Genomic DNA, 22,227 nt, shown 5'->3' on the forward strand with positions numbered 1-22,227 from the left:
CTAAGGTCTGAGCAGCTATAGATTAACCCTGTCACTAAGCCATGTAAGAAGCTGACATGTTGGTTATTATATACACCACACTAAATAACACTTTAACCCCGCGAGCTACGGCAGTCACCAAGCAGCGTATATCGAACGGAATGCAACTCTCCTTGAGCGTCTTCGTAGCTCATTATTTTTTTGTAATTACCACACACTTCAACGTCCTTCGTTTGATGTATAAGTTTGGCAACATCTATTTTCATGCCGTATTTATAATCCACAATAACTGGTTCTTTTTTATTATTATCAAGAGCATATTTTCGCGTAACATCAATAGTCTGCTCTTGATGTTTTTGACTAACCTGCTCGACTGATGACTTAGAAAAAGCCAACTGGGTTGAACTTAATAAAGCCACTGTTAATGCCACTTTAATTATATTCATGATGCTCTCCGATAATTGTCAGTCAATTATAAGCACCGGATACTGTCTATATGATGACACTGATATTACATTCCGGTAATGGAAACATTCTTACAAAAAAGATCACAACACAAAGAACCCGAAGCCTGAGGAGTTCAAACAGGTTTTCCCTATAGCTGCATATTCTGATTATGATAAGAAGTGATATATGTAGTGAATAAATCGACTACCGGCTTGCTGTGACTGACTACCCAGCGTTAAGGCATTTCAAGCATAAGCTCAACGAGTTGAAAGCAATCAAGGACGACTCACAAATGGTCACAGCCAAAATACACATAGATAATTTAGGGAAAAGACAGGGTTTTCGCCAAGCAGAAACGAAAAAACCCGTTAAGCGTTTAAAGGCTTAACGGGTTTTCGTAATATGGCGCAGTGGACGGGACTCGAACCCGCGACCCCCGGCGTGACAGGCCGGTATTCTAACCAACTGAACTACCACTGCGCATACTTTAAGGACAAGTGGTGGGTGATGACGGGATCGAACCGCCGACCCTCTGCTTGTAAGGCAGATGCTCTCCCAGCTGAGCTAATCACCCTTGTCTCTCGAAGTGGTGCGTATATTAGACATCAGAACTGCTTTTAGCAAGCACAACACGCGTTACTGACAAAATAAAACGCCTTCGCGCTCATTTCTAAGCGCAAGGCGTCTACAAAACAAGCAAAACTGCGGTTTAGCTGTTATCGATCATCACTTTCAACGCTTTTTCTTTGCCGGCATTACCAAACACTTCATAGGCTTGCATAAAATCAGCAAAGGCGAAGCGGTGGGTGATCAGCTCAGCGGGTTTGAGTTTGCCTGACTGCACGTTTTTCATCAGCATGCTGGTGGTATTGGTATTGACTAGACCGGTGGTCAGGGTGATATTTTTGATCCACAAGTCTTGCAGCTGTAAATCAACACTGGTGCCATGCACACCGACGTTAGCAATATGCCCGCCGGGGCGCACCACGGCTTGGCAAATATCGAAGGTGGCCGCGATACCCACCGCCTCAATCACCACATCAACGCCATCTTTAGTCATCGCCAGCAGTTCGGCGGCGGCATCGCTGGTGGCGCTATTGATTACATCGGTCGCGCCAAAGGTTTTCGCCATGGCTAAACGCGAATCATCGATATCAACCATGATCAAGCGTGCCGGTGAGAAAAACTGTGCGGTTAACAGCGCCGCCATCCCAATCGGGCCGGCACCAATAATTGCCACGGTATCGCCCGGTTGCACGGCACCGTAGAGCACACCAATCTCAAAACCGGTCGGCAGAATATCACTGAGCATCACCAGTGCTTCTTCATCAGAGCCTTCTGGCACATGGTACAAACTGTTGTCGGCATGTGGCGTACGCACGTACTCAGCTTGGGTGCCATCAATTAAGTGACCGAGAATCCAGCCGCCATCTTCACAATGGGAATACAGTTGTTTTTTGCAGTAATCACATTTACCGCAGGCGCTGACGCAAGAGATCAGCACACGATCACCTTTTTTAAAGCGGGTCACACCGCTACCGACTTCTTCTACGATGCCCACACCTTCGTGACCAAGGATCCGTCCTTGAGTCACCGCTGGTACATCGCCTTTGAGAATATGCAGGTCGGTGCCGCAGATTGTGGTTTTAACAATTTTCACAATCGCATCGGTCGGCTGTAGAATTTTCGGGGTCGGTACTGTGTCTAACGACTTAACTCCTGGACCACCGTACACAATCGCCTGCATTTGCTTTGGCATAGTCATAATTCATCCCTCTTTTATGTGCTCGTCCGAACTGGACGAAAGTTTTAGCGCTCGGGCTCAAGGTTGTAGAACCTCTAGCGCCATCCATCATCGACTGCTAATACTTACAAGACAATGACATTAGTTACTGTACTACACAAGGGCGCTTAACATTATGAGCTGTGTGGGTTTATTGGGGTGTAGGTACCCAGCGAGGCGATGTGCTGTGTGAGGGTTTGCATGGTGTTGCGGGGCTGCGAGGTAGCAGTCGCAGGCATGGCCAGCTCTTACACGAGAGCTATTTATCTGCTGACTCTCAGAGTGGCTGCGAGGCAGCAGTCGCAGGCATGGCCCGCTCTTACACGAGCGGATGGGTGATTTGGATACCTGCGGGGCTGATACGGGTGCCGTAAGCCAATACTTCAACCCCAGCTGCTTTGGCCTCAGCCAGCGCTGCAGCGTACTCAGGATCAATTTCTTCGGCGGCGCGCACGGCAGTGATGCCGCTTAAATTGACGCAATAAATCAACACGGCGCGCTGTCCGCTGGCGGCCAGCGCGGTTAGCTCACGTAAATGTTTAGCGCCGCGAGTGGTAACCGCGTCGGGAAAGGCGGCGCTATCGTTCTCTGCAAAACCTAAAGTGACGCTTTTCACTTCGACAAACACCGACTGCTCATCAAACAGCAAACAAAAATCCGCACGGCTATTTTCTGCTCCGTATTTCACTTCACGGCGCAACTGAGTAAAGCCGGCCAGCTCAGTGATCACCCCAGCCATTAACGCTTCTTCCACTAAGCGATTGGCGCGACCGGTATTGATGCAGGCCAAACGTCCGTGCGGGGTTTCGACCAATTCCCAGGTGGCTTTGAGCTTACGCTTGGGATCATCATTGCGGCTGAACCAGACCCGTGCACCTTCAGCCATGCAGTTTTTCATCGAGCCGGTATTGGCGCAATGCGCGGTAACCACGCTGCCATCAGCACATTCAATATCAGCGAAAAAACGCTTGTAACGCTTGATTAAGCGCCCTTCTTCTAACGGCGGATCAAACTGCATGCTGCGCCTGCCATGTTACTAAACCACGGGTAATGCGCTCAACCGCTTGCTCTAGACGCGGTACGCTTTGTGTATAAGCAAAACGCACATGTTGATGCGCCCGCGAACGGCCAAAATCGACCCCTGGAGTAATCGCTACGTGCTCAGTTTCTAAAAAATGCCGGCAGAATTCAAAGGCATCACCGCCAAAATCAGAAATATCGGCATACAGATAAAACGCACCCTGCGGTTCCACTTCAATCTTAAAACCCAGCTCGCGCAGCGCGGGTAATAAGTAATCGCGGCGTGCAGCAAACTCAGCCCTGCGTTGTTCTAAAATCGCCAAGGTCTCCGGCTGGAAACACGCCAAGGCCGCATGCTGAGATAAGGTTGGCGCGCTAATATAAATATTTTGCGCCAGCTTTTCCAGCTCCGGTATCGCTGCTTCAGGCGCCACCATCCAACCTAAGCGCCAGCCGGTCATGCCAAAGTATTTAGAGAAGCTATTGAGGACAAAGGCATCGTTATCCACTTCTAAAACACTGGGCGCATCCATACCGTAGGTCAGGCCATGGTAAATCTCATCGACGACTAAATGCCCGCCACGCTCACGTAGCGCCGTCGATAACGCGGCTAATTCTTCCCGACTAAGCACGGTACCGGTCGGGTTGGCGGGCGAGGCGACTAAAGCACCGACACTGTCCTGATCCCAATAACGCGCGACTAAATCAGCAGTAAGTTGATAGTTCACGTCAGGCCCGACTGGCACCAATTGCGCATTGCCTTCCACTAAGCGCAAAAAATGTCGATTACAGGGATAACCAGGGTCGGCCAGCAACCAATGTTTACCCGGATCAACCAATAACGCACTGGTCAACAGCAATGCACCCGAGCCACCAGGGGTGATCATAATCCGCTCTGGATTAATATCTAAAGCGTAACGGCTGGCATAAAAGCCAGCAATCGCCTCACGTAACGCCGGTAAGCCGCGCGCCGCCGTATAACGGGTATGGCCGGCAGCTAACGCTGCTTGCCCGGCTTGAATAATCGGCTCGGCAGTATCGAAATCTGGCTCGCCAATTTCTAAGTGAATGACATCATGGCCAGCGGCTTGCAATTCATTAGCCCGCTGTAATAACGCCATCACATGAAAGGGTTCAATCGCGCGACTGCGCGCGCTATAAGTCAAAGCCATACTGTCCACTATTAAAAATGATGTGCTAAGTCGCAGATTTACTCAAAATCAGCAAGATGCTCACATAACTGCTCAAGCGCTGCAAACATTTGCAAACTAGGACGCTCCAAACCATGGTCAGGCACTTCTAATACCTGTCCCCGTTTAACCGCTCGAAGCACTGGCCACGCCTGCCACATCTGCGCTAAACGATCACTGCCGAGTAAGATCACATCAGGATCACGGGCAATCACCGACTCAATACTGACTTGCGGTGCCGATAGGCTTAGATCCGCATAAATATTTTCAGCACCGCAGACGCGTAAGGCATCGCTGATAATTTGCTTGCCGCCTAAGGTGTACATCGGCGAATCCCACACTTGGTAGAAGACCCGAAGCGGCACAGCACGCTGATAGCGCGCGCGCATTTGCGCTAAACGCTGTTGTAACTGCGCGGTTAATTCAGCACCACGCTGTTGGGCGCCAACCTGCGGGCCAAGTTGGGCAAACTGCTCGGCAAGCTCATCCATGCTCTGCGCATGCGCGCTAAACACTGGCAAGCCTAACGTGCGCAACTGCGCCAGTTGCGTCTTGCTAATACTAGAGGGCCAATACAAGACTAAATCAGGTTGTAAACTGAGCATGGTTTCCAGTTCAAACTGCGCAAACTGTCCAACTGAAGCGACATGCGCGAGCGCTGCTGGGCGTGGACCGCCATCTAAGATACCCACCAGCGTCTGCTCTGATTGCAAATCCAACATCATTTCGGTCAGCGAAGGCGCTAAGCTGATCACCCGCTCGGCCGCCTGCAGAGGCAATAAAATTGTAGCCAAGCAGCAGGCACAGCTTAGCACTAGATACCGTAGAGCAATCATGACAACTGTTTAGGGGTCCGATACAGCCAAAACAACACTGGGGTTGCCACAGCCAACAAGATAACCACAGGCATTTCTAAACCAATCAGTTTTGCGAGTGCCGCCGCCCATGCTGGGATGCAGGCATACCATAAGGCCTGCAAACGGACATGCATCAAGTGCTGCCAGGCATCCTGTTCTTGCTCGCTATCGCGCGCTTGACCGACCGCAATCACCGCATGCTTAAAGCGCTGAAAAGGTCGGCTATTTAAAAACAACAAGAACAAGGCCGCAACAAAGAACAGGATCGAGACCAGCTCGGTACGCTCAGCTAAATTATAAATAGCACTGGGAAACAACCATGCGGGCAGCAAAGCGACAGCCAGCTGCAACCACCACAACATACGTAAGGTGCGACGCGCTTCTACAGGTCTCACGCGTCGTGCTCAGCCTGATGCTCACGGCCTAATAAATGGCCTAATTTGCCCGCTTTAGTCGCTAAATACAGCTTATTGTAAGGATTCTGGCCTACTTGCAATGGCACACGACGGTCAATCTCGACACCAAAGCCTTGCATAGCATTCACTTTGCGCGGGTTATTGGTCATCAGTTTGAGCGAGTGCACACCTAAGTGATCTAGCATCGGCCGGCAAATGGAGTAATCACGTAAGTCTGCAGCAAAACCAAGTTGCTCATTGGCTTCAACAGTGTCGGCACCGCCATCTTGCAAGCTATAGGCACGGATTTTATTGAGCAGGCCAATACCGCGACCTTCTTGGCGTAAATACAGCAAAATCCCACGGCCTTCTGTAGCAATGGCGCGCATGGCAGCCTCGAGCTGAGCGCCGCAATCACAGCGTAAGCTGAACAGCGCATCGCCGGTCAGGCACTCAGAATGCAAACGGCCCAGCACAGGTTGACCATCCGCAATATCCCCTAAGGTTAAGGCCACATGCTCTTTACCAGTCTCCTCATCAAGGAAACCGTGCATGGTAAATTCGGCAAATGGGGTCGGTAATTTGGAGGCAGCGACAAAGACGACAGACACCAGAATAACTCCTAGGCTTTTATAAGTGGCGCATTGTAACCCTTCGTCTCTGCCTCGAACAGGCAAACCAACATTATGTTAGTGACGGTCTGGCTATATTCTTACTCAAATAGCGCATCTAAGGCTTCTTCGAGGCGCGTCACCGCTACCACTTGCAAGCCTGGCAGGGTTTCTCGTGGAGCATTCGCTTTGGGCACAATAGCGCGTTTAAAACCATGTTTAGCCGCTTCTTTGAGACGCTCTTGACCGCTGGGCACCGGACGAATCTCGCCTGACAAACCAATTTCGCCAAAGACTAAGAGGCCGTGTTCCAGCGGCCGGTTGCGTAAACTGGAAATAATCGCCGCCATCAAGGCTAAATCCGAGGCAGTTTCCAACACTTTCACGCCACCGACCACGTTCAGAAAGACATCTTGGTCATGGGTCGGAATACCACCATGGCGGTGCAGCACAGCAAGCAACATTGCTAAACGGTTTTGATCCAACCCCACGGTGACGCGGCGCGGATTACCTAAATGACTGGTATCGACCAAGGCTTGCACTTCAATCAGCATCGGCCGCGAACCTTCCCAAGTGGCCATCACCACACTGCCGGACACGGCTTCTTGGGCACGATTGAGAAAAATAGCCGAGGGATTGGAGACTTCTTTAAGGCCGCGATCGGTCATCCCGAACACACCCAATTCATTCACCGCACCAAAGCGGTTTTTCACCGCGCGCAGCATGCGCAAGCGACCATCGGACTCGCCTTCAAAATACAGCACGGTATCAACCATGTGTTCCAGCACGCGTGGTCCTGCCAGCGCGCCATCTTTGGTGACATGCCCGACTAAGAAAATCGCCGTGCCGCTTTGCTTGGCATAGCGCACTAACAAGGCGGCACTTTCGCGCACCTGCGAGACGCCGCCGGGCGCTGACTGCAATTGATCGGTAAAGATGGTTTGAATCGAGTCAATCACCATCACCCGCGGCTTTTCACGGCGGGCGACGGTTAAAATGGTTTCGATACAGGTTTCAGTCATGACTTTGAGTTTATCTTGCGGCAAATCGAGACGCCGTGCGCGCATTGCCACTTGCTGCTGTGACTCTTCACCGGTGACATATAAAGCAGGAATGGTTTGCGCCATATTGCATAGGGTTTGCAAGAGGATAGTGGATTTACCAATCCCTGGATCACCGCCAATCAACACCACTGAACCATCGACTAAGCCACCGCCGAGAACGCGATCTAACTCTGTCGATTGGGTCGAAAAACGTGGGATTTCTTCAACACTGACTTGCGCTAAGGTTTTGAGCTCAGTTTGATCGCCAGCCCAACCGGCACGTGCATTTTTTGCCGGCGGCGCTTCAGCCTCAATCAGGGTTTCAACCAGCGTATTCCACGTACCGCAAGCACCACACTGCCCTGCCCACTTTGGATACGTGGCCCCACACTCTGTACAGCCATACATGCGTTTGGCCTTGGCCATACTGCGCCCCCCTGTTTGCTAGCGTCATAACCCAAAAGGGTCTTAATATACTGGCATTGTATACAGTGCATGATTAGCAATGCAAACTACATTCCCGCCAGACATAACGCCCTCCGTCGGAGCTGGCCATGCCTGCGACATTGGCTTTTCAGGCCATACAGCGTTATCAAGCAACCAATAAAACCTGGGCTTAGAGGGGGTTTGCAGAATATGTAGGGGATGCTAGACCGCAGTCGCAGGCAGGGCCTGCTTCTACAAAAGCGGCATATTTGCGAGATGGATATAGGATGCACAGCCGCGATCACCAGCATGGTCCGCTCTTAGAAAAGCGGCCATGTTTGCGACATCAGCGTGGGCTGCAAGACTGCAATGACGGGCATAACCCGTTATTACATTAACCGCCACATCCGCCACAGCAACCGCCGGCTGGGTGGGTCAGTTTGCGCAATAAAATAGCCTGTTGCGCATTGCATTGCTGCTCAAGCAACTCGATACCTTCGGCATCCAAAGCTATTGTTCCCGCTTGCACAGCCGCTAAACGCGCAGCCAGCTGCTGATACTCCTCCACTTGGCGAGCATATTTAGGATCATCATCACAGAGGTCCTGCAAATCCTGGGCAAGCTGAGGCGTTTCTTTAATCAATGGGTGTACTGAAGTGGTCATCGCTAAGTCCTCGTTATTGTGTTTTAAAAACAATACAGCGCGCGCACGAAATCACACTTGATTGGAGTCAAGACCTTTCAATTACAAAAAACTTGCACAAAGACGAAATGAGAAGTATTCTCATTTAAACACTTGCTAGACCACCCAAGGAAGACACTATGACGTATTTTATTGATGCTTGGCTCGACCGTCCACAACCTTACCTGCGCATTATTAATCGCTTAACAGGCAATGTCTGTGTGCAAATTGATGGGGAGGAGTTGGAGGCGTTACGTGAACAAGGTGCGCTGGATATCCATGATTTAAACAGTCCAGAACCTTTGCTGATCAAAGAGCAAGTACGGCATTTATTTTTAATGTGTTATGCCCAAGCCGCTCGCACGGGCACAACACAAACATGAAACGCTTAAGCAACAACGTCCAGCAATTCAACATCAAAGACTAATGTGCTGTGCGCAGGAATAGTGCCAACCGCTTGATCAGCATAGGCCAATTCACTTGGCACATATAAACGCCATTTGCTGCCACAGTTCATCAGTTGCAATGCTTCAGTCCAACCGGCAATAACGCCCGATACTGGAAACTCTGCTGGCTCGCCGCGCTGATAGGAGCTATCAAACACTGAACCATCAATTAAAGTGCCGTGGTAGTGCGTACGTACAGTGCTATCGCGGGTTGGCTGTGCGCCGTCACCGCTGTTCAGTACTTCGTACTGCAGACCTGACTCTAGCGTGATAACGCCTTCTTTCTTCGCGTTTTCTTTTAAGAACTCAATACCTTCAGACGCTGCTGCTTGAGCTTTAACCGCCGCTTCAGCTTCCATACGCTCACGAATCACGGTAAAGCTGGCATTCAACTCTTCGCCAGAAACAAGCATTGGCTCGCCATTGAACGCTGCACGTAAACCAGCAAGCACGGCGTCAATGTTGATACCTGGTGGTGGGTTCTGACGCAGTTGGTCACCCATTTGACGACCAATACCATAACTTACTCGTGCTTCATCAGTGCTCAGATCTAAATCAGACATGCATGCCTCCAGTGGCAAATAAAAAACCGCACGATGCGGTAGTATAAGAGTCAATATCAGTGCCGTATCCTAACAGAGCCACTAAGAAAACCCGAACTAAAAAACCACTGAGCATGCCTCTATCTGGAGAGTTTTATGATGATCCGCTATCTATTACTGGTCAGTATGCTGACTTTAAGTGCATGCCAATCCAATCAGTTGGCCGAACTTGATTATCAGCCAGGACGTGACTATCAAGGCCTAACAACCTGGCAATGGGCTGAGCCTGCTGTGCAGTTTGTACCTGATGCTGCCGAACAAAAAAACGATCTTGATAGCCAGCGCCTACGCCAAGCAATTAGTCAGCAAATGTTGCAGCAAGGTTTTACTGAGAGCAAAAACGCGCCCTTACAGGTCCGTGCCTGGCTGATTACTGATCGCCAGCAACAACGTACCGAAGTATTGCAAAGTGATTATTGGGGACCTATGTGGGGCCCTAGCCTGCGCGCCGAAACCTATGAAATCACTATTGATCTACAAAAATTACAAATTGATATTTTAGATAGCAGTAACCAACAGCTGATCTGGCGCGGTAGCGATAGCTGGGTTCTGCCTCAACAACGTATCAGTCCAGAAGCCCGCACGCGTAAATTGCAGCAACAAGTCGAGCATATTTTGCACTACTTTCCACCGAACTGAGCCGTGTACTTGCGACAAATTAAGCATCGACAGGCTGCTTTTGTGGCAAGATAACGCTTAATAACTGTGTTTTAGGGTTACTTATGTCGCCACAAATTTATTGGTCATTGCTGGCTATGGCTTTTGTTTCGGGTGCGCTGATGCCATTGCAAGCCGGTATTAATGGCCTACTAGCTAAAGAAGTCTCCAGCGTATTGAATGCCGCGACGATATCGTTTTTAGTCGGTACATTCGCTTTGTTAGCGTTAGCTTTATTTCAGCGCGACAGTGTTAGCTTTGAAACCCTTAAAGGTTTGCATTGGTGGCATTGGGCGGGCGGCTTGCTCGGTGCTTTTTTTGTTTTTACCGCCGCTTTTGTCGCCCCGCGGATTGGCGCGTTATTGTTTATGGCCCTGGTTCTGTTGGGCCAACTCAGCAGCGCCGTGTTTCTCGATCACCAAGGCTGGGTGGGTTACAAAGAAATTCCGATTAACCTCGGAAAAATTGCGGGGCTACTGCTAATTCTCAGCGGAATCTGGGTGATTCGCCGCAGTTAATCTGTACATGCAGTCAACTGCGATGAGCCGCCCTCAACAAGCGCTTGATGCAGTTAAAGACACCACCGCACAGCTATAGATTTTAGCCTGTGCGCAATCTCGATTATGATAGTGCCCATTAAATACAGTGAGTCCGTTATGCGCATTTTGCTTATTGCCTTGTTATTTTTTCTGCACACCCCGGCCTATGCCAACCTCTTTAGTCAGTCAAGCAGCACGACTGGCGCAGCAATCTTTAATAATAGCGCTGATTTTTTGCCGGTTGAACAAGCATTCCAGGTACAAGCCATTGAAAATGCCGATAACACTGTGGCGATTCGCTTTAGTAATGCCGACGGTTACTATTTATACCGTCACCGTTTAAGTTTTAGCACTGAGTCTCCCGGCGTGACCTTTGGCGAAGCCCAACTGCCCAAAGGTGAAGAACGCAGTGATGAGTTTTTTGGCGAGATTGAAGCCTACTACGGCAGCCTCGATGTTACTTTGCCGGTCAACAACCCCGATAATTTGCCTTACACCTTAGATGTTGGCTATCAAGGCTGTGCCGATCAAGGCCTCTGTTACCCACCGGAAACACACTCTTTCGACCTCAATAGCGCCGTCGCAGCCAGCACTTCAAGCTGGACGTGGCAAGAAGTGGCATTATTTTTTCTGGCCGGTCTAGGCTTAACCTTTACCCCTTGCGTACTGCCGATGCTGCCCATTTTAACCGGCGTGGTACTGCGCGGAAAGATTGGTGGTACGCGCGGCTTTGCCTTATCTAGCGTCTACGTGCTATCGATGGCACTGTGCTTTGCCGTGCTGGGCGCATTAATGGGTGTGTTTGGTGCTGAACTGAATATTCAAGCACGCTTACAGTCGCCTTGGGTGCTGATACCTTTTGCTGCGTTTTTTGCCTTCTTTTCTTTAGCGATGTTTGGCTTATTTGAAATGCGCTTACCGCAGTTTATCAGTGGCCCACTAAATAAATTATCAGGTAAAACCAGCGGTGGTTCGCTGCTGGGTGCGGCGTTGCTAGGCGTGTTTTCCAGTCTCTTGGTGTCACCCTGTGTATCAGCGCCTTTGGCAGCAGCGTTGCTCTATATCAGTGCCAGTGGCGATGCTTGGGGCGGTGGTTTAAAGCTCTTAGCTCTTGGCCTAGGTATGGGCGCTCCGCTGGTGCTCTTTGCCACGGGCGGTGGTTCTATTCTGCCTAAATCAGGCGCATGGATGGTCACTGTGCGCAATGCTTTTGGTGTGCTGCTCTTGGCTGTGGCGCTGTGGTTACTCGATCGCGTACTGCCCGCCGCTATCACTTTAATGCTGTGGGGCGCACTGGCGGCTGGCGTTGCCATTCAATTAGGCACTTTAGAGTTTAGCGCTAAGTCAACCGCGCAAAAAATGGGGCAATTAGTAGGCTTGGCTTTATTGGTCTACGCCTTATCGGCATGGGTTGGTGCATTACAGGGGCAAAGCAATCCCCTACAGCCGCTAGCACAGGGCTATAACCTCAGTAGCATGGCACCCAGCAATAGCCCCAGCGCTGTCGCTAACAACCCAACCAGCGCATCTTCAGCTTGGATCACCGTCAGCGCAGTTGCAGCGTTGCGCAGTCAACAAGAAGAGGCCAAGCAAGCAGGCCAGCCGCTGATCTTGGATTGGTATGCCGATTGGTGTATCAGCTGCAAAATTATTGAGCGCAATGTCTTAGAGCAGCCACAAGTGCGCGAGTTATTTGCGCAAGGCAACTACCGTTTACTGCGTTTAGATATTACCGAAAACACCCCAGAGCATCGCGCGCTGCTCAATCAATTTAAATTGTTTGGCCCGCCAGTGATTCAGTTTTTCACCGAAGATGGTGCTGAATTAGAGCAGCTGCGCGTGGTGGGTGAGATTACTGCGCCGGAATTTATTGAGCGTCTTAATCAAGCTGCCGCGCTACGTTAATTATACGGTTTTATCACCTGCCAAAAAAAACGCCAAGCCGAGCAACACAGGTTAGGATTGGCGTTATCCGTTCGTGGCTTATTTATCAGTCATCATCAAACTGGTAGCTGCCTGGCGCCAGATTATCAAAGCGCGTGTACTTACCTTGGAACGCTAAACGCACGGTACCAATCGGGCCGTTACGCTGCTTACCAATAATCACTTCGGCAACACCCTTGTATTCCGTTTCGGGATGATAGACCTCATCACGGTAGACAAACATAATCACGTCAGCATCTTGCTCAATAGCACCTGACTCACGCAAGTCAGAGTTAATCGGGCGTTTGTTTGGACGTTGCTCCAGCGAGCGGTTGAGCTGCGATAGCGCGACCACTGGACAGTTAAATTCTTTAGCCAAGGCCTTTAGCGAGCGGGAAATCTCAGAAATCTCATTGGTACGGTTTTCACCCGCACTGCCGCCAATCTGCATCAGCTGCAAGTAGTCGACCATAATTAAGCCAATTTCACCGTGCTCACGGGCTAAACGACGGGTGCGCGCGCGCATATCGGAGGGGCTGATACCGGCCGAGTCGTCAATAAACAGTTTACGCTCTTGCAGCAAATTAACGGCAGAGGTTAGGCGCGGCCAATCATCTTCATCGAGACGACCCGAACGTACTTTAGTTTGGTCAATCCGACCCAACGAGGACAGCATCCGCATCACTAGGGATTCGGCCGGCATCTCTAGCGAATAGACTAAAATCGCTTTATCGGAGCGCATCAAGGCGTTTTCAACTAAGTTCATCGCAAAGGTGGTTTTACCCATCGATGGACGCCCGGCCACGATAATTAAATCGGACGGTTGTAAACCGCTGGTTTTTTCATCCAGATCGGTAAAGCCGGTGGAAATACCAGTGATGGCATTATCACTATTAAACAGGGTATCAATGGTATCAATCACATTGGCCAGCAAGTCATTTAGACCAACCGGACCACCGCTTTTGGGACGCGCTTCGGCGATTTGGAAAATCTTACGCTCAGCTTCGTCAAGAATCTCACTGCCGGTTTTGCCTTGTGGCGCATAAGCGCTATCGGCAATATCATTACTGATACTGATCAGCTGGCGTAACGTCGCACGCTCACGGATGATCTGCGCGTACGCTTTAATATTAGCGACTGACGGGGTGTTTTTTGCCAGCTCACCGAGGTAAGCCAAGCCTCCTACTTGGCTGAGCTGCCCTTCTTGATCAAGCTGCTCAGATAAGGTCACCACATCAAAGGGCGCATTGCGCTCGGCTAAGCGGGCAATCGCGCGGAAAATTAAGCGGTGATCGTGTCGATAAAAATCGCCATCAGAGACCTGATCAAGCACTCGCTCCCAGGCATTATTATCCAGCATCAAGCCGCCCAGCACGGACTGCTCAGCTTCCACCGAATGCGGTGGTAACTTTAACGCGCTGGTTTCTAAATCATACTGTTGGGGGACGTCTAACTCGCTCATGCAATACACCAATTTGTTGCCAAGACTGACTATCGATCAGGCTATTAAACAACAAAAGGCACGCATCTATACAGATAACGTGCCTTTTGTACCATCAGTTAACGACAGTTAACCGATAGACGCTTAGCCTGCAACCACAATCAATTTGACTGTAGCTTCGACGTCAGAGTGCAAATGCACAGTAACATCGTATTCGCCAGTTTGACGAATAGTGCCGTATGGCAAGCGGATTTCGCTTTTGTTAATCGCAACACCTGAAGCAGTCAGTGCGTCAGCAATATCGTGGGTACCGATAGAACCGAACAGTTTGCCTTCTTCGCCAGTGTTAGCAGTGATAGTCACTTCTAACTCAGACAATTGAACAGCACGTGCTTCTGCATCTGAACGCTTTTCAGCAGCAACTTTTTCAAGTTCTGCACGACGCGCTTCAAAGGTTGCAATATTAGCTGCAGTTGCAGCTGTTGCTTTACCTTGCGGTAGTAAAAAGTTACGACCGTAACCGGACTTAACATTTACTTTGTCGCCCAGGTCGCCCAGGTTTGCGACTTTTTCTAGCAGGATGACTTCCATTTGAGTCTCACCTCTTGAATTTCAACGTTCACCGTTCGCAGCATCGGAATCATTTTTTTGAGACCGTAAGCCACGAAAATCAAAAATACTATCAATGATAGCCAGTACCACTAAAAACGGATAAATCAACTGCGTAAACAGCACCATACCGATATACAAACCGATCAACCAAAAATTACCTGAACGGTATTTAGCGATCAATCCGTGTACAACAGCTAAGCCTGCGAACAACAGCGGTACACTGCACAATGGTGTCAACATAACAGCTTGTATCCCGAGGCTTGACGCAAACAACATACCAAACACTAGGGGGAACACTATCACTGGCGGTATACGCAATGCTTGAAACTCTTGCGCAAACCCACCAGGGTTATATAAAGCTGCTTGCCAATACCGCGCAAGAATCACACTGAGTACGCATAAAATCTGCAATACTGCGGCCATCAAGCCGGTTAACACCGGAACTATCAAGCTTTGTAATAACAACCGATCTTCAGCAGAGAGCTGTTCGTAAAGCTCAGCCAGCATTTTCGGCATTATCGAATTCAGCTCTAACGCTAAATCCGCGAGGGGTTGTGCAAATGCCACACCCAACACCCATGCAAAAAATACTGCGATCAAAACACTTGCTAGCAAGGTTTTTGACCAAGACCCCGTCACTCGTAACAGCTGTGCCATACCTAATGTACCAAGCAACCCTAAAAGGGGGCGTGGATCATCAAAAAAGGCCCATACAATAGCGGGTAACAATGCCCAAACGATTACACTCAGTGCATCGGTTAGGCCGCGTCTTAATAACACTAAACTTACTGCAGCAGCGCTCAACCAAAACATCATTGGCACAGCAGATGCTAAAGCCACCACTACAATGGCTTGCATACGTCCACGCATAATAAATTCAGCGAGTTTACGCATGCGCTAACCTATCCATTTATCTGGTACAGCCAAAAATCAATTGTTATGACTGTCGGTGTATGGCAGCAGAGCTAAAAAGCGCGCGCGTTTGATTGCGGTTGACAATTGGCGCTGATACTTAGCTTTAGTGCCAGTAATACGGCTCGGTACAATCTTGCCAGTTTCTGATACGTATGCTTTCAATGTATTTAAATCTTTGTAATCGATTTCTTTTACATCTTCAGCGGTGAAACGGCAGAACTTACGACGGCGGAAAAAACGTGCCATGACAGTGGCTCCTCAATTAGCTCTAGGATTACTCATCAACATCGTTGTCGCTGTCGTCGTCGCCATCTTCATCGGCGCCTTCGGCAGTTTCAGGACGTTCACGACGCTCACGACGCTCGTTACGGTTCTCTTCAGCCTTCAACATCTCAGACTGTTCAGTAACCGCTTCATCGCGACGGATGATCAAGTTGCGCAATACCGCATCGTTATAGCGGAAACTGTCTTCCAGTTCTGCTAAAGCTTTGCTGCTGCACTCAACGTTGAGCAAAATGTAGTGAGCTTTATGGATATCATCAATTGCGTAGGCTAATTGACGACGGCCCCAGTCTTCTTGACGATGAACTTGACCACCATCTTCTTCGATCAGTTTGGTATAACGCTCAACCATACCGCCGACTTGTTCGCTTTGGTCCGGGTGGACCAAGAACACTATTTCGTAATGACGCATAGATGCTCCTTACGGGTTGTAGCCTGCCGCACCATGCGGTCAGACAAGGAGTTGATAAAATTTGTACTGACTAACTACATGGGTAGTACACGCAATACAAGGCGCGTATTCTAAAGAAGCGCGCCCTGCTAAGCAAGGTAAGTCTGAGAAAAGGCTCATTTAGCTTAAATCATACTTATTTCGCAGCTAAACGCTGACGCTGTGCTTCAAACAAACACACACCCGTGGCCACTGAAACGTTGAGGCTGCTGACGCTGCCTTGCATCGGTAAGTTCACTAAAAAGTCACAATGCTCGCGCGTCAGACGGCGCATACCCTTCCCTTCAGCGCCCATCACCACGATTAGCGGGCCGGTCATATCTTGCTGATACAAGGTTTTCTCTGCGTCACCATCAGTACCAACCACCCACAAACCTTTTTGACGCAACTTCTCGAGCGCTCGCGCCAGGTTAGTGACGGCAACCAACGGCACCACTTCAGCAGCCCCACACGCCACTTTACGCACTGTCGAGTTAAGCGTGGCTGATTTATCTTTAGGGATAATCACCGCATGCACTCCGGCAGCATCGGCAGTACGCAGGCATGCACCGAGGTTATGCGGGTCAGTCACGCCATCCAAGACCAAGAGCAACGGCGGAACGTCCAAGCGATCCAATAGCTCATCGAGCATCTGCTCGCCCCAGATTTGGCTGGGGCTGACTTTGGCCAACACACCTTGGTGGACGCCATCAACCTGCTCATCCATCTCACGGCGCGTGATGGTATTACTTTGCACGCGCGCCTCATCCGCGAGGTCTCGCAAGACTTGAACGCGCGGATCATCGCTGCGACCATCGGCCAAAATCAATTGTTTAACACGCTTAGGGTGATAACGCAGTAATGCTTCAACCGCATGGACACCATAAACGTTTTCTAAATCACTCATAATGCCCTGCCTTGGTCGACTTACTGACTACTTTACGCTTGCGGCTTTTACTTTTAGCTTTGCTTTTTTCTGCTGCATCGGCGCTTTTACCTTTAGCAGCTGGCTTAGCAGTGGCTGCAGGTTTTTTGCCGCCCGCTACTGGCTTAGCAGCGCTTTTACCACCTTTCGCTCTCGGTGCAGATACGGGGCGCTTATCGGTGTTTGCGCCAATCTGACTCATTTCAAAGTCAATTTTGCGCTCATCCAAATCAACCCGTGCCACTATCACTTCAACGCTATCGCCAAGGCGGAAGCTACGACCGCTGCGCTCACCACTTAAACGGTGATGCAATGGATCAAAATGATAGTAATCGCCGGGCAAGGCAGTCACGTGCACTAAGCCTTCAACATAGATATCTGTCAGCTCAACAAACAAACCAAAACCGGTCACCGCAGTCACTACACCAGCAAAGGTATCGCCAACCCGATCCAACATAAACTCACATTTGAGCCAAGTCACCACATCACGCGTGGCTTCATCCGCACGACGCTCTGTTAACGAGACTTCCACGCCGATCTGCTCTAAACGTGGCAAATCATAGGGATAAATACGCGCCTTCGGCATGCTGGTGGCACCGACACGCTGTACGTGCTCGGTTTCTTTACGCGAACGGATCACACTGCGCACCGCGCGGTGATTGAGTAAGTCAGCATAACGACGAATCGGCGAAGTAAAGTGGGTATAGGCTTCGTAATTGAGACCAAAGTGGCCGTTATTATCAGGGCTATACACTGCTTGACTTAAAGAACGCAGCATCACGGTCTGGATCAACTGAAAGTCAGCCCGCTCACGCACTGTTTCCAGTAAAGCCAAGTAGTCTTTAGGGGTCGGATCGCCTTTGCCGCGATTCAAGGTCAAACCCAGTTCGGTTAAAAAACCACGCAGTTTTTCTAATTTTTCTGCCGGCGGACCATCATGCACACGGTACAAACCGGGCATATCGTGATCTTGCAGAAAGCTCGCCATCGCCACGTTGGCACACAGCATGCATTCTTCAATCAACTTGTGTGCATCATTGCGCTCAGTCGGCAGAATCTCAGCAATTTTACGATCTTCGCCAAAAACAATATGCGTTTCACGGGTTTCAAAATCAATCGCACCGCGTGTTTGGCGCTGCTTTTGCAGAGCTTTATAAACGGCATACAATTCTTTAACGTGCGGCGCAACGTCTGCGTACTCCGTTAAAAACTGCTTACCCTCAGCACTGCGTGGACGCTCTAGCATGGCACTGACGGTATCGTAAGTTAAACGCGCATGTGACTGAATCACTGCTTCGTAAAACTGATAACCACTGATTTTTCCAGAGCGCGCTAAGGAAATCTCGCAGACCATCGCTAAACGATCAACATGCGGATTTAGCGAGCACAAACCATTGGATAACTCCTCCGGCAGCATCGGAATCACCCGCTCCGGGAAGTACACTGAGTTACCACGCAACATCGCTTCAGCATCTAATGCAGAATCAACTTTGACATAGTGGGAAACGTCAGCGATCGCCACAAGCAAACGCCAGCCACCGGCAACCGTTTGATTGGCAGCGGCACTGCGTGGTTCACAATAGACCGCATCATCAAAGTCACGCGCATCAGCACCGTCAATGGTGACAAAAGGCAAATGACGGAGATCAACCCGCTTCTCTTTGTCTTTTTCTTCGACTTCAGCTTTAAAACGCTTCGCTTCTTTAAGGACTGCATCGGGCCAGACATGCGGAATATCGTAATTACGCAGTGCCACCTCAATTTCCATACCTGGTGCCATATATTCACCCAGCACTTCTACGATATTGCCTTGCGCCTGAAAACGCGCGGTGGGCCAGTGGGTAATTGCCACTTCCACCAACTGACCAATCTGCGCACCATTGGCACGACCGGGACTGATCAGCACTTCCTGCTGCATTTTCTTGTTGTCAGGCAGGACAAAACCAATACCATTTTCTTCGTTATAGCGGCCGACAATCGACTCATGGGCACGCACGACCACTTCCGCAATCGAACCTTCACGGCGACCACGCTTATCAAAACCCACCACGCGGGCTAAGGCACGATCACCATCAAACACCAAACGCATCTGCGTCGGGCTTAAAAACAAATCATCGCCGCCATCATCCGGGATTAAAAAACCAAAACCATCGCGGTGACCACTGACGCGGCCCACCACTAAGTCCAGCTTATCCACCGGCGCATAGGCACCACGACGGGTATACACTACTTGCGCATCACGCTCCATCGCACGCAAACGGCGACGTAACGCTTCAATATCTTCTTCTGTCGTTAGACCAAATTCCGCCGCGAGTTGCTCACGGGCTGCAGGCGCACCGCGCTCAGCCAAGTGATGTAAAATCAGCTCTCGGCTAGGAATTGGATTGTCGTATTTTTCCGCTTCGCGAGCGGCCTCTGGATCGAGGGATTGCCAATCGGCTGTCAAATTGAATTCACCTTACTTATAAAAATAGATGGTGCCGAGAATAATTGTTCAGGTCACCGTACACACCCACTAATTTACCAGATTTTTTAGTGTAAAGGGGTTTACAAGATCTTTTATCGGCCGTATAGTTCGCGACCACAACGTTGCGTTATGCACGTTGTACCATGAAAACAAAGATGTTGTGGTGTTTTCAGTGCCCAGGTGGTGGAATTGGTAGACACGCTAGCTTCAGGTGCTAGTGCTCGCAAGGGCGTGGAAGTTCGAGTCTTCTTCTGGGCACCATTTATATAGCAGTAAATAATTGATTGTTTGCTGACTTTAAAACCCGCTTAGGCGGGTTTTTTAATGCCTACTCACTGACCAAGTGTATTACGCAACCCGCGCACTGCTGCGACAACTTGCATCGCACCCTCACGTATTTCAGCAATGGCTTCGCCCGCTTGATTGGCCAACTGCACACCTTGCTCTACCTTGACGCGGCTGGCCTGCATATTCGTCACCGCCGCTTGTGCCAACTCGTGATTTCTCTGTACCACATCAACAATTTCCAGAGTGGCTTGCGCGGTACGCCCAGCCAGATTGCGAACCTCATCGGCAACCACGGCAAAGCCGCGGCCTTGCTCTCCAGCACGCGCCGCTTCGATAGCAGCATTTAAGGCCAGTAGATTGGTTTGATCGGCAATCGCCTTAATGGTTTGCACAATCTTTCTGATATGTTCCGACTGCTGACTGACCGCTACAATACTCTGCGCCGCCTCACTCAACTCACCTGCAATACCCTGCACAACTTCAGCAGTACTATGGACGATTTGCGCACCGTTCTGTGCATCAGTATTGGTTTTTTCCGAGATATCATACGCCAGTAACGCAGCTTGCAACTCAGCCTGCTGCTGTTCAACTTGAGCGGTGATATCGCTAGCAAACTTAATAATTTTAACCAGTCGACCTTGCTCGTCAAAAACAGGGTTATATGTGGCATGCAGCCACATTATGCGTCCCGATCTGTGCAAACGAATATAACGTCCAGTGAAGAACTCACCTTTATTGAGACGCTGCCAAAACTGCTGGTAATCATTTGACTGCGTATATTGTGTACGGCAAAGCATACGATGATGCTTGCCTTTAATCTCATCAAGACGATAGCCCATGGTGTTTAAAAAATTATCGTTGGCGCTGATGATCTCACCCGCAAGCGTAAACTCAATGACCGCCATAGAGCGATTAAGTGCTGCAATAATGCTGCGCTCAGCCAACTCTGAACGCACCTGCTGGGTCACATTGGTTGCGAGCTTGAGCACACTGGTGACATTACCCTGCTCATCTCGAATGGGGTTGTAACTGGCTTCGAGCCAAATCTCTTGTTGGTTTTTATCGAGGCGTAAAAACCGACCTTGAATACATTCACCTGCAGCCAAACGCGCCCAAAAACTTTTATACGCGTGACTGGCAAGATCACTGGGCTGGCAAAACATGCGATGATTTTTCTCGGTAATTTCCGCCAAACGATAGCCTGTTACTGCTAGAAAATTAGCATTAGCAAACAAAATTGTGCCATCCGGCTTGAACTCGATAAGCGCGGCAGCTTTATCAATAGCACTATATTTTTCTTCATATTGACGCAGTTTGTTTTGGCAACTGGCTAATACTTGCTTAATCGCTTGATTGAACATAACACCTCGCAGCACAGTTTTGAGAATACAGCCCGCTTTAGCTATACATAAACCTGTGCAAAATACTGTACATATAATTATACATAGTAAAACGAAGGCAATAAAAAAGATAGCCACAGGCCGCATAAGACGATGATGCTAACTCAACGACAAAAGCCCGACACACTGATCCCGCAGGCATAGCTATGCCTTAAAGGTATCAATAAAAACACAGTATGACAGAAGGGATATTTGCTAAAAGACTACCGCAACCCGAGCACGGACGTAACGCCGGCCAAGAGCATGCTCAACCGTGACAAACCTTACTGTATGGCGTAGCCGAACTACCACAGCAGCGTAGCCAGATGTTATTCGCTACAGTCAAGTGTCTGCGCAGCTGCCATCAATTCGCAAACACAGCCCGCACGATCAGCTGCGCAACAATAAATGCAGCGCTGATCAACGCTGCCAACCACAGCGACACCGCGGCCTGATACCAACCGCTGCGTTTGGACTCAAGCTGCAAAATAAAGACAATAAAGCTCACAGCAAACAGCGCAGCCACGTACGGCATAATAAAGGGCAATATGTCTGGGTTAACCACGCGGGCCACATAACTGGGTACCGACGCTAGCAGAAAGACGATGCCAGAAATACCTGTTACTTGCAGCATGCTCAGCCAAGGACGAGCAATGCGCCTATCAGGCTTGTTGGCAAACAGGGTTAAGAGTAAAGCACCGGCGAGAAAAATATAAACCAGTGTTGCACAGCTCCACAGCAGTGATTCAAGAGAAATGGCCAAGAGTTGCATCCTTTAAGAAATAAATGGTTGGCGCTGACACGCCAAAGTTCAGCACAAAATCATCCGTGCGGTCCTTTAGAGCCGTTAAGACAAACCGCTGCGCAGTATAACGGGCATACTTATGA

General features: G+C 49.7%; 23 protein-coding genes and 3 tRNA genes. 5 read left to right on the forward strand and 21 right to left on the reverse strand.

Annotated features, from left to right (window positions below; translation table 11 throughout):
• Positions 1 to 92: 92 nt before the first annotated feature.
• The 11 genes from JYJ62_RS04215 to JYJ62_RS04265 all read right to left on the reverse strand — a co-directional run bounded on the left by JYJ62_RS04215 (position 93) and on the right by JYJ62_RS04265 (position 8,415).
• A complete protein-coding gene (locus JYJ62_RS04215) occupies positions 93 to 425 on the reverse strand; it encodes a DUF2790 domain-containing protein (protein ID WP_205340960.1) in 333 nt (110 codons plus the stop codon).
• A 404-nt stretch (positions 426 to 829) separates the two neighbouring features.
• A tRNA-Asp gene (locus JYJ62_RS04220) sits at positions 830 to 906 on the reverse strand.
• Between the two features lie 18 nt (positions 907 to 924).
• Positions 925 to 1,000: transfer RNA gene (locus JYJ62_RS04225), tRNA-Val, on the reverse strand.
• Positions 1,001 to 1,135: 135 nt separating this feature from the next.
• Positions 1,136 to 2,173, reverse strand: a complete 1,038-nt coding sequence (locus JYJ62_RS04230; protein ID WP_205341311.1) for a zinc-dependent alcohol dehydrogenase family protein — start codon at positions 2,171 to 2,173, stop codon at positions 1,136 to 1,138.
• A 355-nt stretch (positions 2,174 to 2,528) separates the two neighbouring features.
• Entirely contained in the window at positions 2,529 to 3,227 is a 699-nt protein-coding gene (gene sfsA / locus JYJ62_RS04235; RefSeq protein WP_205340961.1) for a DNA/RNA nuclease SfsA, read from the reverse strand.
• A complete protein-coding gene (locus JYJ62_RS04240) occupies positions 3,217 to 4,401 on the reverse strand; it encodes a pyridoxal phosphate-dependent aminotransferase (protein ID WP_205340962.1) in 1,185 nt (394 codons plus the stop codon). Before JYJ62_RS04240 ends, sfsA begins: the two co-directional genes overlap by 11 nt.
• Before the next feature lie 38 nt (positions 4,402 to 4,439).
• Complete coding sequence (locus tag JYJ62_RS04245) at positions 4,440 to 5,255, reverse strand: cobalamin-binding protein (RefSeq protein ID WP_205340963.1); 816 nt, start codon at positions 5,253 to 5,255, stop codon at positions 4,440 to 4,442.
• Positions 5,252 to 5,671 carry an MFS transporter gene (locus tag JYJ62_RS04250; RefSeq protein WP_205340964.1) on the reverse strand — a complete coding sequence of 140 codons (420 nt, stop codon included), beginning with the start codon at positions 5,669 to 5,671 and terminating at the stop codon, positions 5,252 to 5,254. The genes JYJ62_RS04245 and JYJ62_RS04250 overlap by 4 nt, the downstream gene beginning before the upstream one ends.
• The gene (gene ribA / locus JYJ62_RS04255) at positions 5,668 to 6,282 is read right to left on the reverse strand and encodes a GTP cyclohydrolase II (protein ID WP_205340965.1); all 615 of its coding nucleotides are present in this window, start codon (positions 6,280 to 6,282) and stop codon (positions 5,668 to 5,670) included. Before ribA ends, JYJ62_RS04250 begins: the two co-directional genes overlap by 4 nt.
• A gap of 101 nt (positions 6,283 to 6,383) precedes the next feature.
• On the reverse strand, positions 6,384 to 7,751 hold the full coding sequence (gene radA, locus JYJ62_RS04260; RefSeq protein WP_205340966.1) for a DNA repair protein RadA: 1,368 nt from the start codon (positions 7,749 to 7,751) through the stop codon (positions 6,384 to 6,386).
• Between the two features lie 394 nt (positions 7,752 to 8,145).
• Entirely contained in the window at positions 8,146 to 8,415 is a 270-nt protein-coding gene (locus JYJ62_RS04265) for a hypothetical protein (protein WP_205340967.1), read from the reverse strand.
• Between the two features lie 158 nt (positions 8,416 to 8,573).
• Between JYJ62_RS04265 and JYJ62_RS04270 the strand changes: the two genes are divergently transcribed.
• Complete coding sequence (locus JYJ62_RS04270; RefSeq protein ID WP_205340968.1) at positions 8,574 to 8,816, forward strand: hypothetical protein; 243 nt, start codon at positions 8,574 to 8,576, stop codon at positions 8,814 to 8,816.
• A 5-nt stretch (positions 8,817 to 8,821) separates the two neighbouring features.
• Here the strand turns inward: JYJ62_RS04270 and JYJ62_RS04275 are convergent, their stop codons facing one another.
• Positions 8,822 to 9,442, reverse strand: a complete 621-nt coding sequence (locus JYJ62_RS04275; protein WP_205340969.1) for an FKBP-type peptidyl-prolyl cis-trans isomerase — start codon at positions 9,440 to 9,442, stop codon at positions 8,822 to 8,824.
• A gap of 135 nt (positions 9,443 to 9,577) precedes the next feature.
• On the opposite strand from JYJ62_RS04275, the gene JYJ62_RS04280 reads away from it, so the two are divergent.
• From JYJ62_RS04280 to dsbD, 3 genes are all read left to right on the forward strand, one after another.
• Positions 9,578 to 10,120: a DUF4136 domain-containing protein gene (locus tag JYJ62_RS04280; RefSeq protein ID WP_205340970.1), complete on the forward strand. Its 543-nt coding sequence runs from the start codon at positions 9,578 to 9,580 to the stop codon at positions 10,118 to 10,120.
• Between the two features lie 83 nt (positions 10,121 to 10,203).
• Complete coding sequence (locus tag JYJ62_RS04285; protein WP_205340971.1) at positions 10,204 to 10,656, forward strand: DMT family transporter; 453 nt, start codon at positions 10,204 to 10,206, stop codon at positions 10,654 to 10,656.
• Positions 10,657 to 10,794: 138 nt separating this feature from the next.
• Positions 10,795 to 12,582: a protein-disulfide reductase DsbD gene (gene dsbD / locus JYJ62_RS04290; RefSeq protein WP_205340972.1), complete on the forward strand. Its 1,788-nt coding sequence runs from the start codon at positions 10,795 to 10,797 to the stop codon at positions 12,580 to 12,582.
• A gap of 85 nt (positions 12,583 to 12,667) precedes the next feature.
• Here the strand turns inward: dsbD and dnaB are convergent, their stop codons facing one another.
• The 7 genes from dnaB to rnr form a co-directional block, all read right to left on the reverse strand.
• Complete coding sequence (gene dnaB, locus JYJ62_RS04295; RefSeq protein WP_205340973.1) at positions 12,668 to 14,062, reverse strand: replicative DNA helicase; 1,395 nt, start codon at positions 14,060 to 14,062, stop codon at positions 12,668 to 12,670.
• Between the two features lie 123 nt (positions 14,063 to 14,185).
• A complete protein-coding gene (gene rplI, locus JYJ62_RS04300; protein ID WP_205340974.1) occupies positions 14,186 to 14,632 on the reverse strand; it encodes a 50S ribosomal protein L9 in 447 nt (148 codons plus the stop codon).
• 21 nt (positions 14,633 to 14,653) lie between these two features.
• Positions 14,654 to 15,547 carry a hypothetical protein gene (locus JYJ62_RS04305; protein ID WP_205340975.1) on the reverse strand — a complete coding sequence of 298 codons (894 nt, stop codon included), beginning with the start codon at positions 15,545 to 15,547 and terminating at the stop codon, positions 14,654 to 14,656.
• Between the two features lie 36 nt (positions 15,548 to 15,583).
• Entirely contained in the window at positions 15,584 to 15,814 is a 231-nt protein-coding gene (rpsR, locus tag JYJ62_RS04310; RefSeq protein WP_022965127.1) for a 30S ribosomal protein S18, read from the reverse strand.
• A gap of 28 nt (positions 15,815 to 15,842) precedes the next feature.
• Positions 15,843 to 16,262 (reverse strand): 30S ribosomal protein S6, encoded by a 420-nt coding sequence (rpsF, locus tag JYJ62_RS04315; RefSeq protein ID WP_205340976.1) that lies wholly within the window; start codon positions 16,260 to 16,262, stop codon positions 15,843 to 15,845.
• 175 nt (positions 16,263 to 16,437) lie between these two features.
• On the reverse strand, positions 16,438 to 17,187 hold the full coding sequence (gene rlmB / locus JYJ62_RS04320; protein ID WP_205340977.1) for a 23S rRNA (guanosine(2251)-2'-O)-methyltransferase RlmB: 750 nt from the start codon (positions 17,185 to 17,187) through the stop codon (positions 16,438 to 16,440).
• Entirely contained in the window at positions 17,180 to 19,651 is a 2,472-nt protein-coding gene (gene rnr / locus JYJ62_RS04325; RefSeq protein WP_205340978.1) for a ribonuclease R, read from the reverse strand. The genes rlmB and rnr overlap by 8 nt, the downstream gene beginning before the upstream one ends.
• A gap of 195 nt (positions 19,652 to 19,846) precedes the next feature.
• Between rnr and JYJ62_RS04330 the strand changes: the two genes are divergently transcribed.
• Positions 19,847 to 19,933, forward strand: a tRNA-Leu gene (locus JYJ62_RS04330).
• A 71-nt stretch (positions 19,934 to 20,004) separates the two neighbouring features.
• Here JYJ62_RS04330 and JYJ62_RS04335 read toward each other — a convergent pair.
• Positions 20,005 to 21,321, reverse strand: a complete 1,317-nt coding sequence (locus JYJ62_RS04335; protein WP_205340979.1) for a methyl-accepting chemotaxis protein — start codon at positions 21,319 to 21,321, stop codon at positions 20,005 to 20,007.
• Between the two features lie 382 nt (positions 21,322 to 21,703).
• On the reverse strand, positions 21,704 to 22,102 hold the full coding sequence (locus JYJ62_RS04340; RefSeq protein WP_205340980.1) for a hypothetical protein: 399 nt from the start codon (positions 22,100 to 22,102) through the stop codon (positions 21,704 to 21,706).
• Positions 22,103 to 22,227: the final 125 nt, after the last annotated feature.

The organism is Denitrificimonas caeni (assembly GCF_905120345.1).
In the GTDB taxonomy this organism is placed as follows: domain Bacteria; phylum Pseudomonadota; class Gammaproteobacteria; order Pseudomonadales; family Pseudomonadaceae; genus Denitrificimonas; species Denitrificimonas caeni_A.

Bases quoted from the DNA above. Each gene is read 5' to 3' on its own strand.
- JYJ62_RS04265 (WP_205340967.1), bottom strand. From the start codon at position 8,415: ATGACCACTTCAGTACACCCATTGATTAAAGAAACGCCTCAGCTTGCC.
- dnaB (WP_205340973.1), bottom strand. From the start codon at position 14,062: ATGAGCGAGTTAGACGTCCCCCAACAGTATGATTTAGAAACCAGCGCG.
- dsbD (WP_205340972.1), top strand. From the start codon at position 10,795: ATGCGCATTTTGCTTATTGCCTTGTTATTTTTTCTGCACACCCCGGCC.
- JYJ62_RS04305 (WP_205340975.1), bottom strand. From the start codon at position 15,547: ATGCGTAAACTCGCTGAATTTATTATGCGTGGACGTATGCAAGCCATT.
- sfsA (WP_205340961.1), bottom strand. From the start codon at position 3,227: ATGCAGTTTGATCCGCCGTTAGAAGAAGGGCGCTTAATCAAGCGTTAC.
- rpsF (WP_205340976.1), bottom strand. From the start codon at position 16,262: ATGCGTCATTACGAAATAGTGTTCTTGGTCCACCCGGACCAAAGCGAA.
- JYJ62_RS04280 (WP_205340970.1), top strand. From the start codon at position 9,578: ATGATGATCCGCTATCTATTACTGGTCAGTATGCTGACTTTAAGTGCA.
- JYJ62_RS04275 (WP_205340969.1), bottom strand. From the start codon at position 9,442: ATGTCTGATTTAGATCTGAGCACTGATGAAGCACGAGTAAGTTATGGT.
- JYJ62_RS04285 (WP_205340971.1), top strand. From the start codon at position 10,204: ATGTCGCCACAAATTTATTGGTCATTGCTGGCTATGGCTTTTGTTTCG.
- JYJ62_RS04240 (WP_205340962.1), bottom strand. From the start codon at position 4,401: ATGGCTTTGACTTATAGCGCGCGCAGTCGCGCGATTGAACCCTTTCAT.
- JYJ62_RS04335 (WP_205340979.1), bottom strand. From the start codon at position 21,321: ATGTTCAATCAAGCGATTAAGCAAGTATTAGCCAGTTGCCAAAACAAA.
- JYJ62_RS04245 (WP_205340963.1), bottom strand. From the start codon at position 5,255: ATGATTGCTCTACGGTATCTAGTGCTAAGCTGTGCCTGCTGCTTGGCT.
- rlmB (WP_205340977.1), bottom strand. From the start codon at position 17,187: ATGAGTGATTTAGAAAACGTTTATGGTGTCCATGCGGTTGAAGCATTA.
- rplI (WP_205340974.1), bottom strand. From the start codon at position 14,632: ATGGAAGTCATCCTGCTAGAAAAAGTCGCAAACCTGGGCGACCTGGGC.
- JYJ62_RS04270 (WP_205340968.1), top strand. From the start codon at position 8,574: ATGACGTATTTTATTGATGCTTGGCTCGACCGTCCACAACCTTACCTG.
- rpsR (WP_022965127.1), bottom strand. From the start codon at position 15,814: ATGGCACGTTTTTTCCGCCGTCGTAAGTTCTGCCGTTTCACCGCTGAA.
- radA (WP_205340966.1), bottom strand. From the start codon at position 7,751: ATGGCCAAGGCCAAACGCATGTATGGCTGTACAGAGTGTGGGGCCACG.
- JYJ62_RS04230 (WP_205341311.1), bottom strand. From the start codon at position 2,173: ATGCAGGCGATTGTGTACGGTGGTCCAGGAGTTAAGTCGTTAGACACA.
- JYJ62_RS04215 (WP_205340960.1), bottom strand. From the start codon at position 425: ATGAATATAATTAAAGTGGCATTAACAGTGGCTTTATTAAGTTCAACC.